General features: G+C 55.9%; 15 protein-coding genes. 4 read left to right on the top strand and 11 right to left on the bottom strand.

Annotation, left to right across the window (positions count from 1 at the left end):
• Positions 1 to 5 precede the first annotated feature (5 nt).
• The 3 genes from VA597_RS13105 to VA597_RS13095 form a co-directional block, all read right to left on the bottom strand.
• On the bottom strand, positions 6 to 1274 hold the full coding sequence (locus tag VA597_RS13105; protein ID WP_128743223.1) for a sensor domain-containing diguanylate cyclase: 1269 nt from the start codon (positions 1272 to 1274) through the stop codon (positions 6 to 8).
• 202 nt (positions 1275 to 1476) lie between these two features.
• Positions 1477 to 2760, bottom strand: coding sequence for a 2-hydroxyacyl-CoA dehydratase (locus VA597_RS13100; RefSeq protein ID WP_128743222.1), 1284 nt, complete (start codon positions 2758 to 2760; stop codon positions 1477 to 1479).
• 14 nt (positions 2761 to 2774) lie between these two features.
• Complete coding sequence (locus VA597_RS13095; protein ID WP_128743220.1) at positions 2775 to 5672, bottom strand: acyl-CoA dehydratase activase-related protein; 2898 nt, start codon at positions 5670 to 5672, stop codon at positions 2775 to 2777.
• A 170-nt stretch (positions 5673 to 5842) separates the two neighbouring features.
• Between VA597_RS13095 and pyrB the strand changes: the two genes are divergently transcribed.
• The 3 genes from pyrB (at position 5843) to VA597_RS13080 (ending at position 9511) form a co-directional block, all read left to right on the top strand.
• Positions 5843 to 6916: an aspartate carbamoyltransferase gene (gene pyrB, locus VA597_RS13090; RefSeq protein ID WP_128743218.1), complete on the top strand. Its 1074-nt coding sequence runs from the start codon at positions 5843 to 5845 to the stop codon at positions 6914 to 6916.
• 86 nt (positions 6917 to 7002) lie between these two features.
• Positions 7003 to 7749, top strand: a complete 747-nt coding sequence (locus VA597_RS13085) for a YebC/PmpR family DNA-binding transcriptional regulator (protein WP_128743217.1) — start codon at positions 7003 to 7005, stop codon at positions 7747 to 7749.
• 43 nt (positions 7750 to 7792) lie between these two features.
• On the top strand, positions 7793 to 9511 hold the full coding sequence (locus tag VA597_RS13080) for a PASTA domain-containing protein (protein ID WP_128743215.1): 1719 nt from the start codon (positions 7793 to 7795) through the stop codon (positions 9509 to 9511).
• 69 nt (positions 9512 to 9580) lie between these two features.
• Here VA597_RS13080 and VA597_RS13075 read toward each other — a convergent pair whose 3' ends face one another.
• The 6 genes from VA597_RS13075 to VA597_RS13050 all read right to left on the bottom strand — a co-directional run bounded on the left by VA597_RS13075 (position 9581) and on the right by VA597_RS13050 (position 13654).
• Positions 9581 to 10375 carry an amidohydrolase family protein gene (locus VA597_RS13075; protein WP_128743214.1) on the bottom strand — a complete coding sequence of 265 codons (795 nt, stop codon included), beginning with the start codon at positions 10373 to 10375 and terminating at the stop codon, positions 9581 to 9583.
• An 82-nt stretch (positions 10376 to 10457) separates the two neighbouring features.
• Entirely contained in the window at positions 10458 to 10718 is a 261-nt protein-coding gene (gene rpsR / locus VA597_RS13070) for a 30S ribosomal protein S18 (protein WP_128743212.1), read from the bottom strand.
• 47 nt (positions 10719 to 10765) lie between these two features.
• Positions 10766 to 11227, bottom strand: a complete 462-nt coding sequence (locus VA597_RS13065; protein WP_128743210.1) for a single-stranded DNA-binding protein — start codon at positions 11225 to 11227, stop codon at positions 10766 to 10768.
• A gap of 6 nt (positions 11228 to 11233) precedes the next feature.
• Positions 11234 to 11581: a 30S ribosomal protein S6 gene (gene rpsF, locus VA597_RS13060; protein ID WP_128743209.1), complete on the bottom strand. Its 348-nt coding sequence runs from the start codon at positions 11579 to 11581 to the stop codon at positions 11234 to 11236.
• Between the two features lie 133 nt (positions 11582 to 11714).
• Positions 11715 to 12590: a UTP--glucose-1-phosphate uridylyltransferase gene (locus tag VA597_RS13055; protein WP_128743208.1), complete on the bottom strand. Its 876-nt coding sequence runs from the start codon at positions 12588 to 12590 to the stop codon at positions 11715 to 11717.
• A gap of 11 nt (positions 12591 to 12601) precedes the next feature.
• Positions 12602 to 13654 carry an RING finger protein gene (locus tag VA597_RS13050; RefSeq protein ID WP_164919066.1) on the bottom strand — a complete coding sequence of 351 codons (1053 nt, stop codon included), beginning with the start codon at positions 13652 to 13654 and terminating at the stop codon, positions 12602 to 12604.
• Between the two features lie 199 nt (positions 13655 to 13853).
• Here VA597_RS13050 and prfB point away from each other — a divergent pair, with 199 nt between their 5' ends.
• Positions 13854 to 14981, top strand: coding sequence for a peptide chain release factor 2 (gene prfB / locus VA597_RS13045; protein ID WP_128743206.1), 1128 nt, complete (start codon positions 13854 to 13856; stop codon positions 14979 to 14981).
• A gap of 32 nt (positions 14982 to 15013) precedes the next feature.
• Here the strand turns inward: prfB and VA597_RS13040 are convergent, their stop codons facing one another.
• Positions 15014 to 16021 carry an ATP-binding protein gene (locus VA597_RS13040; protein WP_243112517.1) on the bottom strand — a complete coding sequence of 336 codons (1008 nt, stop codon included), beginning with the start codon at positions 16019 to 16021 and terminating at the stop codon, positions 15014 to 15016.
• Positions 16018 to 17022 (bottom strand): DnaD domain protein, encoded by a 1005-nt coding sequence (locus VA597_RS13035; protein WP_128743205.1) that lies wholly within the window; start codon positions 17020 to 17022, stop codon positions 16018 to 16020. The genes VA597_RS13040 and VA597_RS13035 overlap by 4 nt, the downstream gene beginning before the upstream one ends.
• Between the last annotated feature and the right edge of the window lie 143 nt (positions 17023 to 17165).

The following is a 17165-nucleotide window of genomic DNA, read 5'->3' as shown; positions in this document are numbered from 1 at the left end:
CCGGTCTATTGCCGGGAGTAAATACGGTATTGATTTTTACCGTGAGCTTTGGAGTAATAGAGTGCAACATCCGCTTTTTTGTAGAGCTCCCGGTAATCCGTTCCGTCTTCCGGGTAAAGAGCCACGCCGATACTGCCGCTGACCTGAAAAGAGGGATCTTCCAGATGGATTTCCCCAAACATGCCCGTGAGCGCGTCCAGCTTTTCTGTCAGGACTTCGCGGGAACCGCAGTCCTTCATCAAAACGAAAAATTCGTCTCCGCCGATCCTGCCCACGATATCCGAGCTGCGGAACAGGGCGGAGAGCCTCTGCGCGACGTTTAAAAGCGCCGCGTCTCCCTGAATGTGGCCGAGCGTGTCGTTGATCCGTTTAAAATCGTCGATATCAAGCATGATTGCCGCATGGCGGCCGCCGTTTCCGCTGCCCGCCAGAAAGCTCTCGATCAGGGACTGGGTGCACCGTTTGTTGTAGATCCCGGTCAGCCCGTCTTTCTGAGACTGCTTTAAAATCTCCAGTTCCTTTCGTTTTCGCGCGTCGATATTCTTGACGTAACCGATGACCTTCAGCCCGTTTTCCGGGTCGCCGCTCCGAATGACAGAGGTGGAGACCCAGGTGACCTCGCCGGACGGCAGCCTTTGCCGATACTCCAGAACGATTTCCGGCACGCCGGAGCTGTTGAAAGTCTCCAGCAGGTTCCGCCGGTCGAAAGTCCGGCGGAATTTTTCGGCGTCCTCCTCATGCACGGCCTGATCCGCGAGCTTGCCGATCAGATCTTCGAATCGTTCGATATGATGAAAGGAAAAGACCTTTTGATAGGTTTCATATCCATAAATCAGCTGGTCATGGGTGAGGTCCGCTTCAAAAACCCGCTCGCAGGTAAGCTCAAGCGCGGAACGGTATATTTTTTCATTTTCGTAAAGCAGGCTCTGAAGCTGCCGGCTTTCCGTCAGTTCTTCCGTCTGGCTTTCCACGCGGCCCATCAGCCGGTTGAACGCGGCGGACAGGCGGCGAAAATTATCGTTTTCCGCATAACAGGAAAACCGGGCGCCGTAGTCGCCGCCGATCGCCCGGTGGATTGTATGAAGGAAATCGCCGGTCGGCTTGTCGACATAGCGGTACCAGACGATTAAAAGCAGGCAAAGAGAAACCGCGGCGGAAAGAATCAGCGGCCCCGGAGTCATTCTGCTTTCCTGGAATCCGTTCGTCTGACAGGCAAAGGTGACGGCTGACAGGAAAAAGCCCAGGATCTGGAACCAGAAAGACTTGCCCTTCACGGAGAACTCCTCCAATCTGTCCCACGTCCGGCCCCATGGCTTGGCATCCCGGCCTTTCGGCGGGTTTGCCGTTTTACTTATTGACGGGAACCACAGTCAATATATAAAGTATATGTCGATGGAGGATTCTATGCAACCAATTTTATCCGCGGAAGGCAATTCCGGGAATAGCAACAAATATTCAATTTATTTTTAGAAAACATTACCGCTCCTTTTCTTGCTGCGCAAGTTTTTCTTTTGCCACCGCCAGCATCAGTTTGATTCTGTTTTCCTGGTTGACCCTGGTGGCGCTTGGATCGTAGTCGATCGGAACGATGTTGGAGCGTTCGTCAACCGCCCTGATCTTGTGGATCATTCCCTTGCCGCAAATATGATTCGGCAGGCAGCCGAACGGCTGCGCGCAGACGATATTCCCGTATCCCTGTTCGGTCAGCTCCATCATTTCCGCCGTCAGGAGCCAGCCCTCTCCCATCTTGTCGCCGTAGCCGATCACGCCCTTGACCAGGCTCTTTGTGTGGGCATATGGAGTGGGGGCGAGATACCGCGGCTCTGTTTTGACCGCTTCGATCAGAATGTCCTGCATTTTCAGAAGATAGTTCATCAACTTTTTGACAACGAAATGTTTGACCGGGTTTCCGCCGTAGAGGCGGATGTCGTCCAGCCGGTTATCGACCTTGAACAGGGCGAAGCCCATCAGGCCGGGCACATTGATTTCGCATCCCTGTTCCTTGAGGAAATCCTCCAGGTTATTGTTCCCCAGCGCGGCGTATTTGACGTAAATTTCACCGACGATTCCGACCTTGACCCTGGGCACGTTTTGAATCGGAACAGCGGCGAAATCGTGAACGATACGGTTCAGATTCTCCGTCTGCTCCCGGAGCGAAAGGCCGTGGCCGTGATTGAACTGATCGGAAAGCTCCGCAATCCATTTCTCGACTTTTTGTCCGCTTTCCCCCTTGTTGGCCTCATAGGCTTCCGTCTGGTTGTGCAGCAGCATGAGCGCGTCGCCGTAAACGATGCCGGCGACGAATTTGCGGATCATGGAAAGGGTGATCTGAAATCCCGGGTTGTGCTCCAGAAACGACAGGTTCATCGAGATGACGGGAATCTGTGTGAGGCCGGCCTTTTTCAGAGCCTTGCGCAGCAGGTGGATATAATTGGAAGCGCGGCACCCGCCCCCGGTCTGGGTGATGACCAGCGCGGTTTTGTTCAGGTCGTATTTTCCGGAGTGCAGCGCGTCGATAAACTGCCCGATCACCAGCAGAGCGGGGTAGCAGGTGTCGTTGTGGACATACTTCAGTCCCTCCTGCACGATATTCGGCCCGGTGGTGTCCAGCAACTCGAAATGGTAGCCGCAGTTGTTCATCACGTTGACGATCAGGCGGAAATGGATCGGCGCCATCATCGGAGCGAGAATCGTGTATTCCTTTTTCATTTCCTTCGTAAACAGAAGGCGCCCCTTTTTATTGTATTTCAACTTTGCCATGCTTGCCGCACCTCCTACGCCTCCAGGGCGGCAAACAGGCTGCGCAGCCTGATCTTCACCGCGCCAAGGTTTGTGATTTCATCGATTTTGATCTGGGTGTAGATTTTGCCGCCCTCTTCCAGGATCCTGCGGACCTCGTCGGTCGTGATCGCGTCGACTCCGCAGCCGAAGGACACGAGCTGCACCAGGTTCATGTCGGGCCTTGTGCAGACGTATTTGGCCGCGGCGTACAGCCGGGCGTGGTAAGTCCACTGGTTCAGGACGTCCGTGTGAATTTTTCCGGCTCTGGGGCTGACGACGTCTTCCGTAATCACGGCGGCACCGAGGCTGACGATGAGCTTGTCGATTCCGTGGTTGATCTCCGGGTCGAGATGATACGGTCTGCCGCTCAGGACGATGATCGGCAGGTGCTCGCGCTCGGCCTCAAGAATCATTTCGTCGCCCTTCCGGCGGACTTGCTCCATATAGCGGTCATATTCCCCGTAAGCCGCTTTTGCAGCCTGTTTGACTTCGCGGACGGTGATGTCCGGAAAGCTTTTCTGAAGAACTCCGTGCATCTTGATCGGAAAGTCGTGTTTGCGGTGGATCCCCACATAGTCGTGGATGAAATTATAATCGGAAAGACTGCCCATGTTGGCCGCGATCACCTCGGGATAGTAGGCGACGACCGGACAGTTGTAATGGTTGTCGGAGATTCCCTCGTCGAAATTGTACGACATACAGGGGTAGAAGATGTTCCGGACCCCTGCGTCGATCAAAGCCTGCACATGCCCGTGCATCAGCTTTGCGGGAAAACAGACCGTGTCGGACGGAATGGTGCTCTGTCCGTTCAGGTACAGCTCGCGGTCCGAAAGGGGGGAGAGGACGACTTCAAATCCGAGGGAGGTGAAGAAGCGATGCCAGAACGGGAGCAGTTCGTACAGGTTCAGGCCCATCGGAATCCCGATCTTTCCCCGCGGTCCCGGCTCCGACGCACGGTAAGCGGACAGAAGATCCATCTTGAATGCCACCATATTGAGCTCGCTCTTCGCATTTTTTTTGGTGACCGGCTTTTCGCAGCGGTTGCCTCCGATAAAGCGCCGGTTTCCGCCGAAGATATTGATGGTCAGGCGGCAGTGGTTGCTGCACAGTCCGCAGTTGGTCACTTTCACCTCATGCTTGAAATCCTGAAGTTCCTCAAGGCCGATCAGCGAGCTTTCGCTTTTCGGCTTGCCCATAGCGTAGAGCGCCGCGCCGTAAGCGCCCATCAGGCCGGAGATGTCCGGGCGGGTGACCTCCACGCCGAGCTCCTTTTCAAAGACGCGAAGCACGGCGTCGTTCAGGAACGTGCCCCCCTGCACCACGATGTTCCGGCCGAGCTCTTCGGCGCTCGCGACGCGGATCACCTTGTAGATCGCGTTTTTCACCACGCTGACCGAAAGGCCCGCGGAGATGTCCTCCGTCGTCGCTCCGTCCTTCTGTGCCTGCTTGACCTGGGAGTTCATAAAGACGGTGCAGCGGGAACCGAGGTCCACGGGATGCTCCGCGAACAGGCCGAGCTTTGCGAATTCCGGTATCTCATAGCCGAGCGTGCTGGCGAACGTCTGCAAAAAGGAGCCGCACCCGGAGGAGCAGGCTTCGTTCAGGAAAATATTGTCCACCGCGCCGCCCCGGATCTTGAAGCATTTCATGTCCTGCCCGCCGATGTCGATGACGAAATCCACGTTCGGGCGGAAGTGCTTTGCGGCGGTGAAGTGGGCGACCGTTTCAACGATCCCGTAGTCGATGCCGAAAGCGTTTTTCAGCAGTTCTTCCCCATAGCCCGTCACGGCGCTTCCCGCGATGCGGAGATCCGGATGGTTCTGATAGACGCCGAGCAGGTAATCCCGGATGATCGGGACGGGATTGCCGGAATTGTTCTGATAGACGGAATCGAGGATTTCTCCGTCTTTGCCTAGCAGCACGGCTTTGACCGTGGTCGAACCCGCGTCGACGCCGAGCCAGACATCGCCGCGGTAGGACGCGATGTCTCCCCGCGGAGCCCTGCACTGTGCGTGCCGTTCGCGGAACGCCTCGTACTCCTCTTCATTCCGGAACAGAGGGGGAATGGAGAGAAAGCTTCCCGTGGAGCCGTATTTGCGGATCCGATCCAGCGCTTCCCCGAGGTTTGTCTCGACCGCGCCGCAGTATGCCGCGCCGATGGCGACGTAATAAAGGGAATCCTCCGGGCAGACGCCGGTCACTTTCAGAGCGCGGTCGAAACTGCCCCGCAGCTGCGGCAGGAACGTCAGCGGCCCGCCGAGATAGACCACCTTGCCGCGGATCGGGCGGCCCTGGGCCAGCCCGGCGATGGTCTGGTTTGCCACGGCGGCGAAGATGCTGGCGGAAATATCCGTCGTTCGGGCGCCCTGGTTCAGCAGGGGCTGGACATCCGATTTGGCAAAGACCCCGCAGCGCGATGCGATCGTATAGATTTTTTCATATTGAGAGGCGAGCCGGTCCATCTCCTCCAGCGACAGGTTCAGGAGGGTAGCCATCTGATCGATGAAGGCCCCCGTCCCGCCCGCGCAGGAGCCGTTCATGCGGACCTCCAGCCCGCCGGAAAGGAACAGGATCTTGGCGTCCTCGCCGCCGAGCTCAATAATCACGTCGGCGTCGGGAATCAGCCGGCCGACCGCGATGCGGGTCGCGTAGACTTCCTGGACGAACGGAAGACCGCACGTCTGGGAGATTCCCATTCCGGCAGAACCGGAAACAGTCAGCATCGCTGTTTCGTCCAGGTTGAATTCACGGCGGACTTTTTCCAGAAGCTCCGTCATTTTTTCCGTGATCTTGGAATAATGCCGTTGATAGGAACGATACAAGATCTTGCCGGATTCATCCATAACAATACATTTTATAGTGGTGGAACCAACGTCGAGTCCGATTTTCATTGCAACGCCCTGCCATTTCTCCAGTCGTTTCTGTGTTAACAACTCATTCTAATGCAATCATAGCAAATCTGTCAATAGATTCCCTTTAAAATTACAAAGCCGTCTTGTGCTTTTGCCGGAGCGATGTTAAAATATTACTCAATATATATAGAAAGCTCGGGGTGAAAGGGATGCAGCTTTACGATATGATAGACCTGGACCAGCTCTCGGTGGGAGAGATCAGGGAGCTGGTTGCTCTTGCCGATAGTATGCGCAAAAATCCGTGGGCCTATCGGGAATCCTGCCGCGGGAAAATCATGGCGACGCTGTTCTATGAACCGTCCACGCGCACCAAGATGTCGTTTCAGACCGCCATGTACCGCCTGGGAGGCGAAGTGATCGGCTTTGACAATCCGGAAAACACGTCGGTTTCCAAGGGGGAGAGCCTGAAGGACACGATCACGGTCGTCAGCGGATACGCGGATATCGTCGTCATGCGGAATCCGTGCGAGGGGGCGGCGGCGGCCGCGTCGCTGTATTCCAAATCCCCCATTATCAATGCGGGGGACGGGGGGCATCTTCATCCGACGCAGACTTTGACGGACCTTGTCACCCTTTCCAATGAAAAGGGAAGGCTGGACCACCTGAGAATCGGATTGTGCGGAGATCTGAAATACGGCAGAACCGTCCATTCGCTGATTCGGACGATGACCCGCTTTCCAGGCTCCTCCTTTGTGTTGATTTCCACCCCGGAGCTCGCTCTGCCGAAATACGTTCTGGACGTGATCGACGCCGCGGGCTGCACCTGTTCTGCCGCGGAAAGCCTGGAGCAGGCCCTGCCGGAATTGGACGTGCTGTATATGACCCGCATTCAGCAGGAACGTTTTTCAAGCCGGGAGGAGTACGAACGGCAAAAGGGCGTCTTTGTCCTGGACAGCGTGAAGCTCCGGAATGCAAAGCCGGACCTGAAAATTCTGCATCCGCTGCCCCGCGTGGATGAAATCTCCGTGGACGTGGACGGCGACCCGCGCGCTTCTTATTTTGAACAGACCGTCTATGGCGTTTACGCCAGAATGGCGCTGATCCTGACCATCCTGCAAAGCCGGGACCGGCCTCGGAAGAGGAAAATTCCGCACCCCACGCATCCGCACCGCTGCTCCAATCCCAAGTGCATCACGCAGACGGAACGCTACCTGCCGGGCCTTTTTACGGAGGTCGGAGACATGCTGCTGTGTTCCTACTGTGACAGCGGCACCCTGATTTGACCGGCCGCCGGTGCCGCCCTTGCCATTCCGCAAAAACTGTGCTATGATAAAAATCAAGCGCTATTGAAGTTTGGAGGACTTTTTTTATGTCGGGCCATTCAAAATGGAATAATATTAAACGAAAAAAAGAAAAAACAGATGGGGCCAAAGCGAAAGTTTTCACAAAAATAGGCCGTGAGCTCGCAGTGGCGGTCAAACAGGGCGGCGGGCCGGACCCCAATGCCAATTCCCGTCTGAGGGACTGCATCGCCAAGGCGAAAGCCGCCAATGTTCCGAACGACAACATCGAGAGGATCATCAAGAAGGCCGCGGGCGACGGAGACGAGAATAAGTACGAGACCATCCAGTACGAAGGATATGGTCCGAACGGCATCGCCGTGATTGTGGAGACCCTGACGGACAACCGCAACCGCACGGCGGGCGACATCCGGCACTACTTTGACAAATTCGGCGGCAACCTGGGGCAGAATGGCTGCGTTTCCTTTCTTTTTGAGCGAAAGGGAGTCATTCTGATCGAAAAAGAAGGGCTCGACGAAGACAAGGTCATGGAAGACGGGCTTGAAGCCGGCGCCTCCGATTTCCAATCCGATGAGGACGTTTTTGAGATCGACACGGAACCGGACGATTTCAGCGGCGTTCTGAGCGACCTTGAGAAAAAAGGATATGAATTTGTTTCCGCGGAGGTTGAAATGGTGCCGAGCACGACCGTAACAATGGAGGATCCGGATGCGGCCGCTAAAATGCAGCGTTTGCTCGATACCCTGGAAGACAACGACGACGTGCAGAATGTTTGGCACAATTGGGATAATTCGGATGAGGATGAAGAAAACTAAACAAGTGCGGCAACGGCCTTAACAACAGTTCGGAGGCGGCAATATGACTGATCCGGCAAATCTGTGTATGAACTGCATGTCCGAAAAAGAAGGCGGAGCGGCTTGCCCCCGCTGTGGCTGGCTTGGGGATGAGCCCCAGATGACGCATGCCCTTCCTCTGAAAACCATGCTGCAGAAACGGTATCTGGTCGGCGTTGCGAAAAAAAGCAATGGAGAGGGAATTATTTATATCGGCTACGACACCGTTCTGAATATTCCGATCGAGCTGCACGAGTTTTTTCCGCAGACGCTCAGCGAACGGGCTGCGAACGGCACGGATGTGCGCGTGGTCGGCGGCAGTGAAATCATTTTCAACGAGTCGTTTGCCCGGTTTTTAAGTTATTCCAGAGAGATCGCCCACATGCGCGAGCTTTCCGCCATTGTGCAGATTTATGATATCTTTGAAGAAAATCATACGGCTTATACGGTGTCCGAATGGAACGACAGCATTACGCTCCGCTATTTTGTGGAACGGAGCGGCGGAAGACTCAGCTGGAACGCTGCGAGGCAGCTGTTTATGCCCGTGCTTTCCGCGCTGAGCGTCCTTCACGCCCATTCCGTGGGCCACTTGGGGATTTCCCCCGATACTTTGTTTATTATGGAAGACGGCCGGATGAAACTCGGCGGTTTTTCGATCGGTTCGGTCCGGCAAATGGATACCGATCTTCCGCCGGACATGACGGATGGATGCGCGGCAATCGAACAGTACGTCATGGATTATCAGCCGAATGAAGCGACGGATGTTTACGGCTTTGCGGCCTCGCTGTTTTTTACCCTGACCGGGACCCTTCCGCCGGATGCGCTGAAGCGCCGGGGTGATTCGCGGCTGTTTATTCCCACGGCCGTGCTTCACACTTTGCCGCCCTATTTGGTCACGGCGCTGGCCAATGCGCTTCAGGTTTCACCGGACCGCCGGACGCCGACGTTTGAGCGCCTGAGGGTGGAGCTTTCCGCTGCTTCTTCCGTGACGGCCGCGCTGGAAGAAACCCGGCGGATCAGCCGGATGCCCGGCCGCATGGAAACGGGCGGGGCGGGTCCCGATGAGAAAAAAAAGCGCGAGCTGCCCGGCTTTGTCTGGGTTTTGGCCTCCTGCGCGGTCATGCTGATCGTGTTTACGGCGATCGGCATGTTCTGGATCAGCCGCACCCCGACCGACGACCGCGGACTGGCGGCGGGAGCCGCGACGGATGCTTCCGATTCTTCTTCGGCGGTTTTGCTGGAAAAGTCTTCGGCAGACCAGCTCGCGGATTCATCTGACGAAAACAAAATAACGGTTCCGAATCTGGTGGGACAGAACTACGATCAGTTTGTTGAGGACGTGTCTTCCAGTCAGGGAACGGACTATCAGATCCTTCTTTCGACCAGGCAGTTTTCCGATACGGTCCCGGAGGGATGCATTATTTCCCAGCAGCCGGCGGCAAACGGAAAGATGGCAAAAGGAACGGCGATTGTGGTGGTTGTCAGCGAGGGAGCGGCCGTGCGCACGCTGCCTGAAATTTCAGGTGAAACCTTGCCGGATGCTTCCGAGAATGTGACCTCTGCGGGATTCGTTCCCACGAAGGCGGAGGCGTACAGCGGTTCGGTGCCCTCCGGTCTGGTCATAGGGTATCAGAATGCGAAGGAAGGCAGCCAGATGGCGTATGGTTCCAAGGTGGTCATTGTCGTCAGCAAAGGGCCTAATCCGAATCCGTCCGCGTCGTCATCCGCTTCTTCCGCGGGGTGAACAGCAAAAAGAATGCCGGGGCAAAAGCCCCGGCATTCTTTTTGCTGTGGGATTGGCATCCCCGCAGCGTCATTTGGCGATCTTCAGGATTCGCACCGCGTTGTTCCAATAGATATTCTCTCTGTCCGCGCTGGGAAGATCCAGGTGTTCGATCCATCTGAATTCTTCCAGCGGGCTTTGCCATGGGCAGTCGCTTCCAAATAAAATACGCTCCGAACCGTGCTTCCTGACGATTCTGACGAACTGTTCCGGCGGGCAAAAAACATTTGAGAGCGAAGTGTCGAGATAGACGTTTTTCCCCGCAAGGACCTGCTCTGCCTCATCGCTCATTCTTGCGCCGCCCATATGGGCGGCGATGATCGTCAGATTGGGGAACAGGCGGGAGATTCTGGTGATGCCGGATGCCGCCGCGCGGGGGCTTCGCACGCTGTCCGGATCCCGCCCTACGTGAAAGGTGATCGGCAGGCCGAGGGAGGAGGCCGCCTCATAAATCGGGTAGAGCCTTGGCTCCGCAATCAGGAATTTCTGAGAATCGGGGTGAAGCTTTATGCCGTGCAGGCCGAGACGGGCAATCCGCAGGACTTCCTCCGCAGCGTCCGGCGCGTCCGGATGCACTGTTCCGAAGCAGAGGACGGAATCGGTTTGGACGGACGCGGCCCAGTCGTTGATCACCTTTTGCTGGCCCGGCTTTGTCGCGATATTGAGAGCCGTGAAAGCGGTAATTCCCCATTCCTTCATCTTTTGCTCGGTGTCGCCGACGGTCCCGTTTGTAATGGGCTGGTCACCGAACAGCAGAGCCAGGCGTGAGAGCGCCTTTTCTGCGATTTTGTCGCTGAACATATGAGCGTGCATGTCAAAGAGCATATGGCCGCCTCCTGAAAAAGGAAAACTGCTCTGGTACCGGTGTGAACCGGATTCCCAGAGCAGCCCGATTTTATCCGCTGAATCAGTCGCTGCTGAACGGAAGCAATGCAAGGTGGCGCGCACGCTTGATCGCGACCGTCAATTCGCGCTGATGATGAGCACAAGTGCCGGTAACTCTGCGGGGAAGAATCTTTGCCCGTTCCGAGACAAAGCGGCGCAGCTTTGCGACATCTTTGTAATCAATGGTTTCGACCTTGTCCACGCAGAAGCTGCAGACTTTTTTGCGGCCCTTGCGGCCGCCTCTGCGCTCCCTGACGGGTCTGTCGTTCTGATTGTCAGCCATGAGAAACCTCCTTATTCTATTTTACTTCAATCGGTTGTGTCAAAAGGTCAGAAGGGAAGATCATCATCGGATGGAATTTCCTCGAAATCACCTGTATCGCCGTTTGCATATGCGGGTGGCGGTGGCTCGATGTGGTCGTTCGCCGGATTTCCGGTTCTGGAATAACCGCCGGAAGAACCTCCGCTTTCCCGCTTCGGTTCCGCAAAATGGACATTGTCGGCAACAATCTCAACCGCTTTGCGCTTGTTTCCGTCTTTATCGGTGTAGGTCCGCGTCTGAATGGAACCTTGGACGGCGGCCAGCTGGCCTTTCCGGAAATATTTGCACACAAATTCAGCGTTGTTGCGCCACGCCACGACGTCGATAAAATCCGTCTGCCGATCGGTTCCGGCCTTTACATAGGATCGATCCACGGCGATGGTAAAACTGGTCACGGAAATCCCGTTCGGCGTGTGCCTCAGTTCCGGGTCTGCGACGAGCCTTCCCATCAGAACAGCGACATTCAGCATTTCAGGTCACGCTTCCTTTTTCTCTTCCGTCTTGTCCTTTTCAGGCTTAGCCTGATCCGGAGCTTCCTTTTTCACGATCAGGGAACGAAGCACGCCGTCCGTAATGTTGTAGACACGGTCCAGTTCCGCAGTGAATTCCGGGGAGCTGGTGAAAGCAATCAGCGTATAGTAGCCCTCTTCTTCCTTCTGGATCGGATAGGCCAGTCTGCGTTTGCCCCAATCGTCAACATTGTCGATGGTGGCGTGTTCCGCAATCAGATCCTTGAACTTCTGAATTGTGGAAGTAATCCCCTCTTCTCCCAATTTGGTGGAAAGAATAAAAACGGTTTCATAGGAATTCTTTACATCTGCCATTGTCAAAACACCTCCTTTTGGACTTATGGCCCCGGAACTGTGTCCGGAGCAAGGATAAAGCCGCAATAGCGGCTTAACAGGACTATTATATCAGCCGGCGGGAACTCCGTCAATAGAAAATTTGTAGCGGTTATTACAGGGTTTGGCAGATCTCTTTGAGATAAGCCCGGAATTCCCGCCCGATTTCGGGATGGTTCAGGCCGACTTCGACCTGGGCTTTCATGATCCCGAGCTTGTTGCCCATATCGTAGCGCGTCCCGGAATATTCGACCGCGATCATGCCGTCGCGGCGGGCGAGGGTGCGCATGGCGTCGGTCAGCTGAATCTCTCCGCCCGCGCCCGGGTCCGTGTGGTCCAGAATATCGAAAATTTCCGGAGTCAGAATGCAGCGCCCCAAAATGGAATAGAGGGAGAGAACCTGATCCGGCGAGGGCTTTTCCACCATGTCGGTGCAGGAAAACCAGTTGCCCCTCAGAGGTTCCACTTTCAGGGAGCTGTATTTCGAAATCGCCTCCTCAGAAACCATCTTGACTCCGAGGACGCCCTTGCCGTACTCCTCGTAAGCGCGGATCAGCTGTCCGCAGGCGGGGTCTTCCCCGATGACCACATCGTCGCCGTACAGCACTGCAAACGGCTCGTTTCCGACAAAGGACCTCGCGCAGCCGACCGCGTGGCCCAGGCCGCGCGTCTCCTTTTGCCGAACGAAAAAGAAATTCGCCTTGTGGGCGATCCCGACGATTTCGTTCAGGATTTCTTCCTTTTCGGGGCCGCTCTGCGTCAGCCTTGCCTCAAGCTCGGGGACGCGGTCGAAATGGTCTTCAATCAGCCCTTTGCCCCGGTTTGTGATGATTAAGATGTCCGTGATGCCGGAGCGCACAGCCTCTTCCACGATGTACTGAATCGCCGGCTTGTCCACAATGGGAAGCATTTCCTTTGGCATGGATTTTGTGGCGGGCAGGACTCTGGTGCCGAGTCCCGCCGCCGGAATAACGGCTTTTGTGACTTTCATGTTCGATTCTCCTAGTAAAAAATGGATGGGATATAGGAAAGAATGAAATAGCAGATCCCAAGACAGATGGCAAGGGAAAGATTGACCCCGCCCTCTTCCTGCATCCGTACAGCGTTATCGGATGGCCGTGTGGTTTCTTTCCGGATGGCCGTGATTTTACCGATGCAGTGCTTCAGATACATCCGGTTTGCGGAAAAACCGAAGACAAGCATCAGAATCAGCTGAGTCAGGAAGATCAAAGCCGGCACCGCCATCAGAGTCACCTGGTACGAAGGCAGCTTTTCAATCAATTCCATGAGCTTTTCAATCTGTTCGTTGCTTGGGGTGAGCGTGTCGCCGGTAATCCCGGTCTGCAGGAAAAGAAACTGGATGATCGGATTGAGAAAATGTTCGGTTACCCAGGCGGACGCTATGTACAGGCCGAACATGACCGCCGTGACGATGGAACCGGCTTTGTACAGCTTGCGGTAGAGCATCCACGCGCCCGGGAACAAAAAGGCGCAGAAGTTAAACCTGTTCCTTCTGAACCGTTTCAGGTTCATAAAAACAGTGAGATAGTACTGTGTGTTGGTTTGCACGAAACGGGCAACATCGCCGGCGGGAACGCCGTCGATCGTTTCATTCGGACCGGGGATCCCGGCGGCGGGATAGAACGGCGGCGGTCCTCCGGGAAAGCCGTTCTGGCCAAACGGGTTGCCGTCCGGCTGCCCTCCGGCAAACGGGGCGTTATTCTGCGGGACATAGGGAGGGGCCGCTCCGGGATCGTTCGGGCGCTTTCCCTCCAGAGACTGGCCGCATTGCTCGCAGAACAGCGCCTGGTCGGAATTGAAGGAACCGCAGCGAGGGCACCGTTTGGTCCGGCCCTGCTCCCCGGCCTCTTTTCCCTTACCGGGCGGTGCCCAGGCGTCCGGCGTTCCGTGCTTTTCTTCAAAAACACATTTCCCGGCCTCGGCGTAGCAGTGCCGGTGGTATGGTGCGCCGCAGATGGGGCAAACAACGATATCGTCTTCGGCAGTGAATGTCTTTCCGCATACCGGACAATTCAAACCGACATAATCAGTCATACAGGAGCCTCCTTTTAATAATTTCATTTTATAAAAAATTTAGGAAAACTTCAATGTTTTGCCCCATAAGTTTTCAACTAATTCATAAATTCACCTGTTTCCCAACATAAAATAGCGCGCGGGAGAAAGTAACTTTTGACTTTATCCTTAAAATATTCTATAATCAAACGAATGGAATTTATTCTGAAGGATGAATCAAATGCTGCAATATGAAGAACTGAGGCTTTCCCTCCAGGGCCTGGAGCCGGAGCTGAAGGAGTTAGCCGACGCGCTCGGCCTGGAAGGCATGCGCAAAGAGATCGCCGAGCTGGACCAAAAGGCGACCGCGCCGGATTTCTGGGACGATATGGAAAAATCCCAGAGGATTCTGCAGAGGTCCAGTTCGCTCAAGAATAAAATAGAATCATACGGACGCCTGAAATCCTCCTATGAGGACCTGATGGCGCTGATCGAGCTTGCGGACGAAGAAGGGGATCTTTCCCTGCTTCCGCAGGCGCAGCAGGAACTGGAACAGTTCCGCGCGGGACTGGATTCCATGCGCCTGACGACGCTGCTGACCGGCGAATACGACGCGAAGAACGCGATTTTGACGTTCCACGCGGGAGCGGGCGGCACGGAGGCGCAGGACTGGGCGGAGATGCTTTACCGCATGTACTGCCGCTGGGGCGAACGCCACGGATTCACCGTACAGACGCTGGACTATCTGGACGGGGAAGAGGCCGGCCTGAAAAGCGCCAGCATCCTGGTTGCCGGGGAGAACGCCTACGGCTTTCTGAAAGGGGAGTCCGGCGTCCACCGCCTGGTCCGGATTTCTCCGTTCGACGCCTCCGGGCGCAGGCACACCTCGTTTGCCTCGCTCGAGGTCATGCCGGAGATCGACGACACGATTGAAGTCGAAATCAACCCGGACGACATCAAAATCGATTATTTCCGTGCGAGCGGCGCCGGCGGGCAGAAGGTCAACAAGACGTCCTCCGCGGTCCGGCTGACCCATATTCCGACCGGCATCGTCGTCGCCTGCCAGGTGGAGCGCAGCCAGTACCAGAACCGCGACGTTGCCATGAGAATGCTCAAGTCAAAGCTGATGGAAATCAAGGAGAGGGAGCATTTGGAGCGGATCGAGGACATCAAGGGCGTGCAGAAGGAAATCGCGTGGGGCTCCCAGATCCGTTCCTACGTCTTTATGCCTTATACGTTGGCGAAGGACCACCGTACCGGATATGAGTCCGGCAACATCGACGCCGTGATGGACGGCGACCTGGACGGGTTTATCAACGCGTATCTGAAATCCCAGAGCAGGGAAAACACCGATTCCGAAAATAGGTAAACGCTTTCAAAATAAGGATGCCGGGAGCATCCTTATTTTTTTCCGTGCTGAACGAGGAGCCGCTGCATCCTGTTGTCATGGCCGAGAAACATCAGGCGAACATAGCTTCCGGCGACGCGGGAGGCGAACCGGTCGGAATACCGGTCCTGAAGCTCGCGCATAGACAGGTTGGTGCTGATGATGGTCGGCCTGCGAAGCAGCAGTCTCGTGTTGACAATGTTGTACACCGCAGCAATGGAAAAAGAACTTCGGAATTCCGTCCCGAGGTCATCCAGAATCAGAAGGTCGCAGGATTCCAGAAGACTGCCGGAATCACCGGTTTCATCCCGACCGAAATGTTCGTTTTCCAGCCGGGCGATCAGATTGTTGACGGAGCAGTAGACGACGCCGAATCCTTTTTGAAGCACCTCATTCGCAATCGAGAGTGAAAGGTGGGTCTTGCCCAGCCCGGTAGCGCCCTGCATGATCAGGTTCTGCGAAGAGGCGGGGGAGAAGGCCTCGGCGTATTTCCGGCAGTTTTCCAGAATTTCGCGCATCGCGCTCCGAGGGGAGCGGCCGGGGCCCTGTTCAACTCTGTCGGGGTAATATTCAAGCGAAAAACTCTCGAATGTTGAGAGCGAAAGAGGCGTCAGAGCGTTCAGCCTGCGGTAAGCTTCCTCGCGCAGCAAGTCTTTCAGGCAGGAACACATTTTGCCGTCGACGTAGCCCATATCTCTGCATTTTTTGCATCGGTACGCCGGCTCCAGGTCTTCTTCTGTCATATTTGCCGACCGCAGCAGCTCGTTCCACTGGGAACGGAGCCGTAAGTTTTCCGCCCGGAGAAGTTCCAGCTGCTCCCTCGCATTTTTTCCGCCGAGCACGGCTTTTGCGGCGCGCACGGCGGTTTTAGCGAGGCGCTGTTCCAACTTCTGAGCTTCGGGGCAGACGCTGTAAAAAACGGTCCGGCGCTTTTCCTGCAGCAGCTCGGCTTCCCGGCGGCGCTCCCGCAGGATCCGGTCCGCGGCTTCGTAGACTTCCCGATCGTATCCCGTCAGAATCACTTCCTGTCGAAATTGTCAAATATTCCCGAGCGTTCGAACTCATCCAGCTCCTGGGAGAGGGGACTGCCCTTGCTGTCCCTGCGTGCCGCCGCCCGTTCCATCGTCTCCCTCTGTGCCTGCTGCACAGTTGAAATATTCGCTTTTTTCCAGCGCTCCAGAATCCGGTTCATGTAGCTTGCGCTGAACTTTCCGGTCGCGTCCACGGCCCGGTCGTATGCCTCGCGGATCATGTCGCCGCCGAATTTCCACTGCGCGACCCAGGTGTCCGCAAACGCCTCCTCTTTCGAAGAGGGTGAACGGTGGGGCATTCCCAGCGCCTGCTCCACCTGCCGCCAGGCTTGCCGGCACTCGGTCAGGCGAAGGAGCTTCTCCTCCGCCCTTTCGTGGGTGTTGATTTCCTCATCCGCCCAGTTCATCGCTGTTTTTTCTATGTAACGCATGTTCGCCTTCCCAATGCTTGCGGCATACTGAAGCAGCATGATGATCACATCGCTGGGCAGACCGAACTCGTCGTGGATCATCAAAAGCGTCGCGGATTCCCCGCCCGAAATCAGCCGCCCCAGAACCTGCTGTGCGGACTGCATCAGACAGGAAATATCCGTCGATTCCTCAATCCGCTTTGCGACGAACCCGCTGTCCGGTTTCTGCGGGCGGGAAAGCACGCGCCGCGTTTCCGCCGCGGGAGCTGGCTTGGCCGTTTCCCCGGCCGGCTGGCTGGGGGCTTGTGTTTCCGGCCTTGCCGGTTTAGCAGATTCCGCCGTTCCGCCCGAGGAAAACAGCCCGGCTTCCTGCCAGTAGAGCAGCGCGTCTCTTACGTCGGCCCGCTCGATGCCCAGCGCCGAGGCGATATCCTGCGCCTCGAACGGCTCTCCCGCATGGCGCAGAGTCCAGAGAAGAACCTTGAGCTGCACGGACCCGGCCAGCTTCAGATTTTGATCGACGACGGAGCAGGGAACCGCAAAAACCGAATTCCAAGCTCCCAGATTTATCGAATAACTCATTTTATCCCTACCTGTGATTCGTATGTCAAACGTATTATAACATGAACCGCGAAGCCGGAGAAAACGTGATCGGCCCGCAATCATGGTTCAGTGTTCTCTCAGGTGTCGGAAGCTTTGCTTCCGCTTCCGCCGTGAGGTTATTA

It is taken from the genome of Caproicibacter sp. BJN0012 (assembly GCF_035986805.1).
In the GTDB taxonomy this organism is placed as follows: Bacteria; Bacillota; Clostridia; order Oscillospirales; family Acutalibacteraceae; genus Caproicibacter.
Note: the sequence above shows the minus strand (reverse complement) of the source record. Positions and strands in the feature narration are given on the sequence as shown.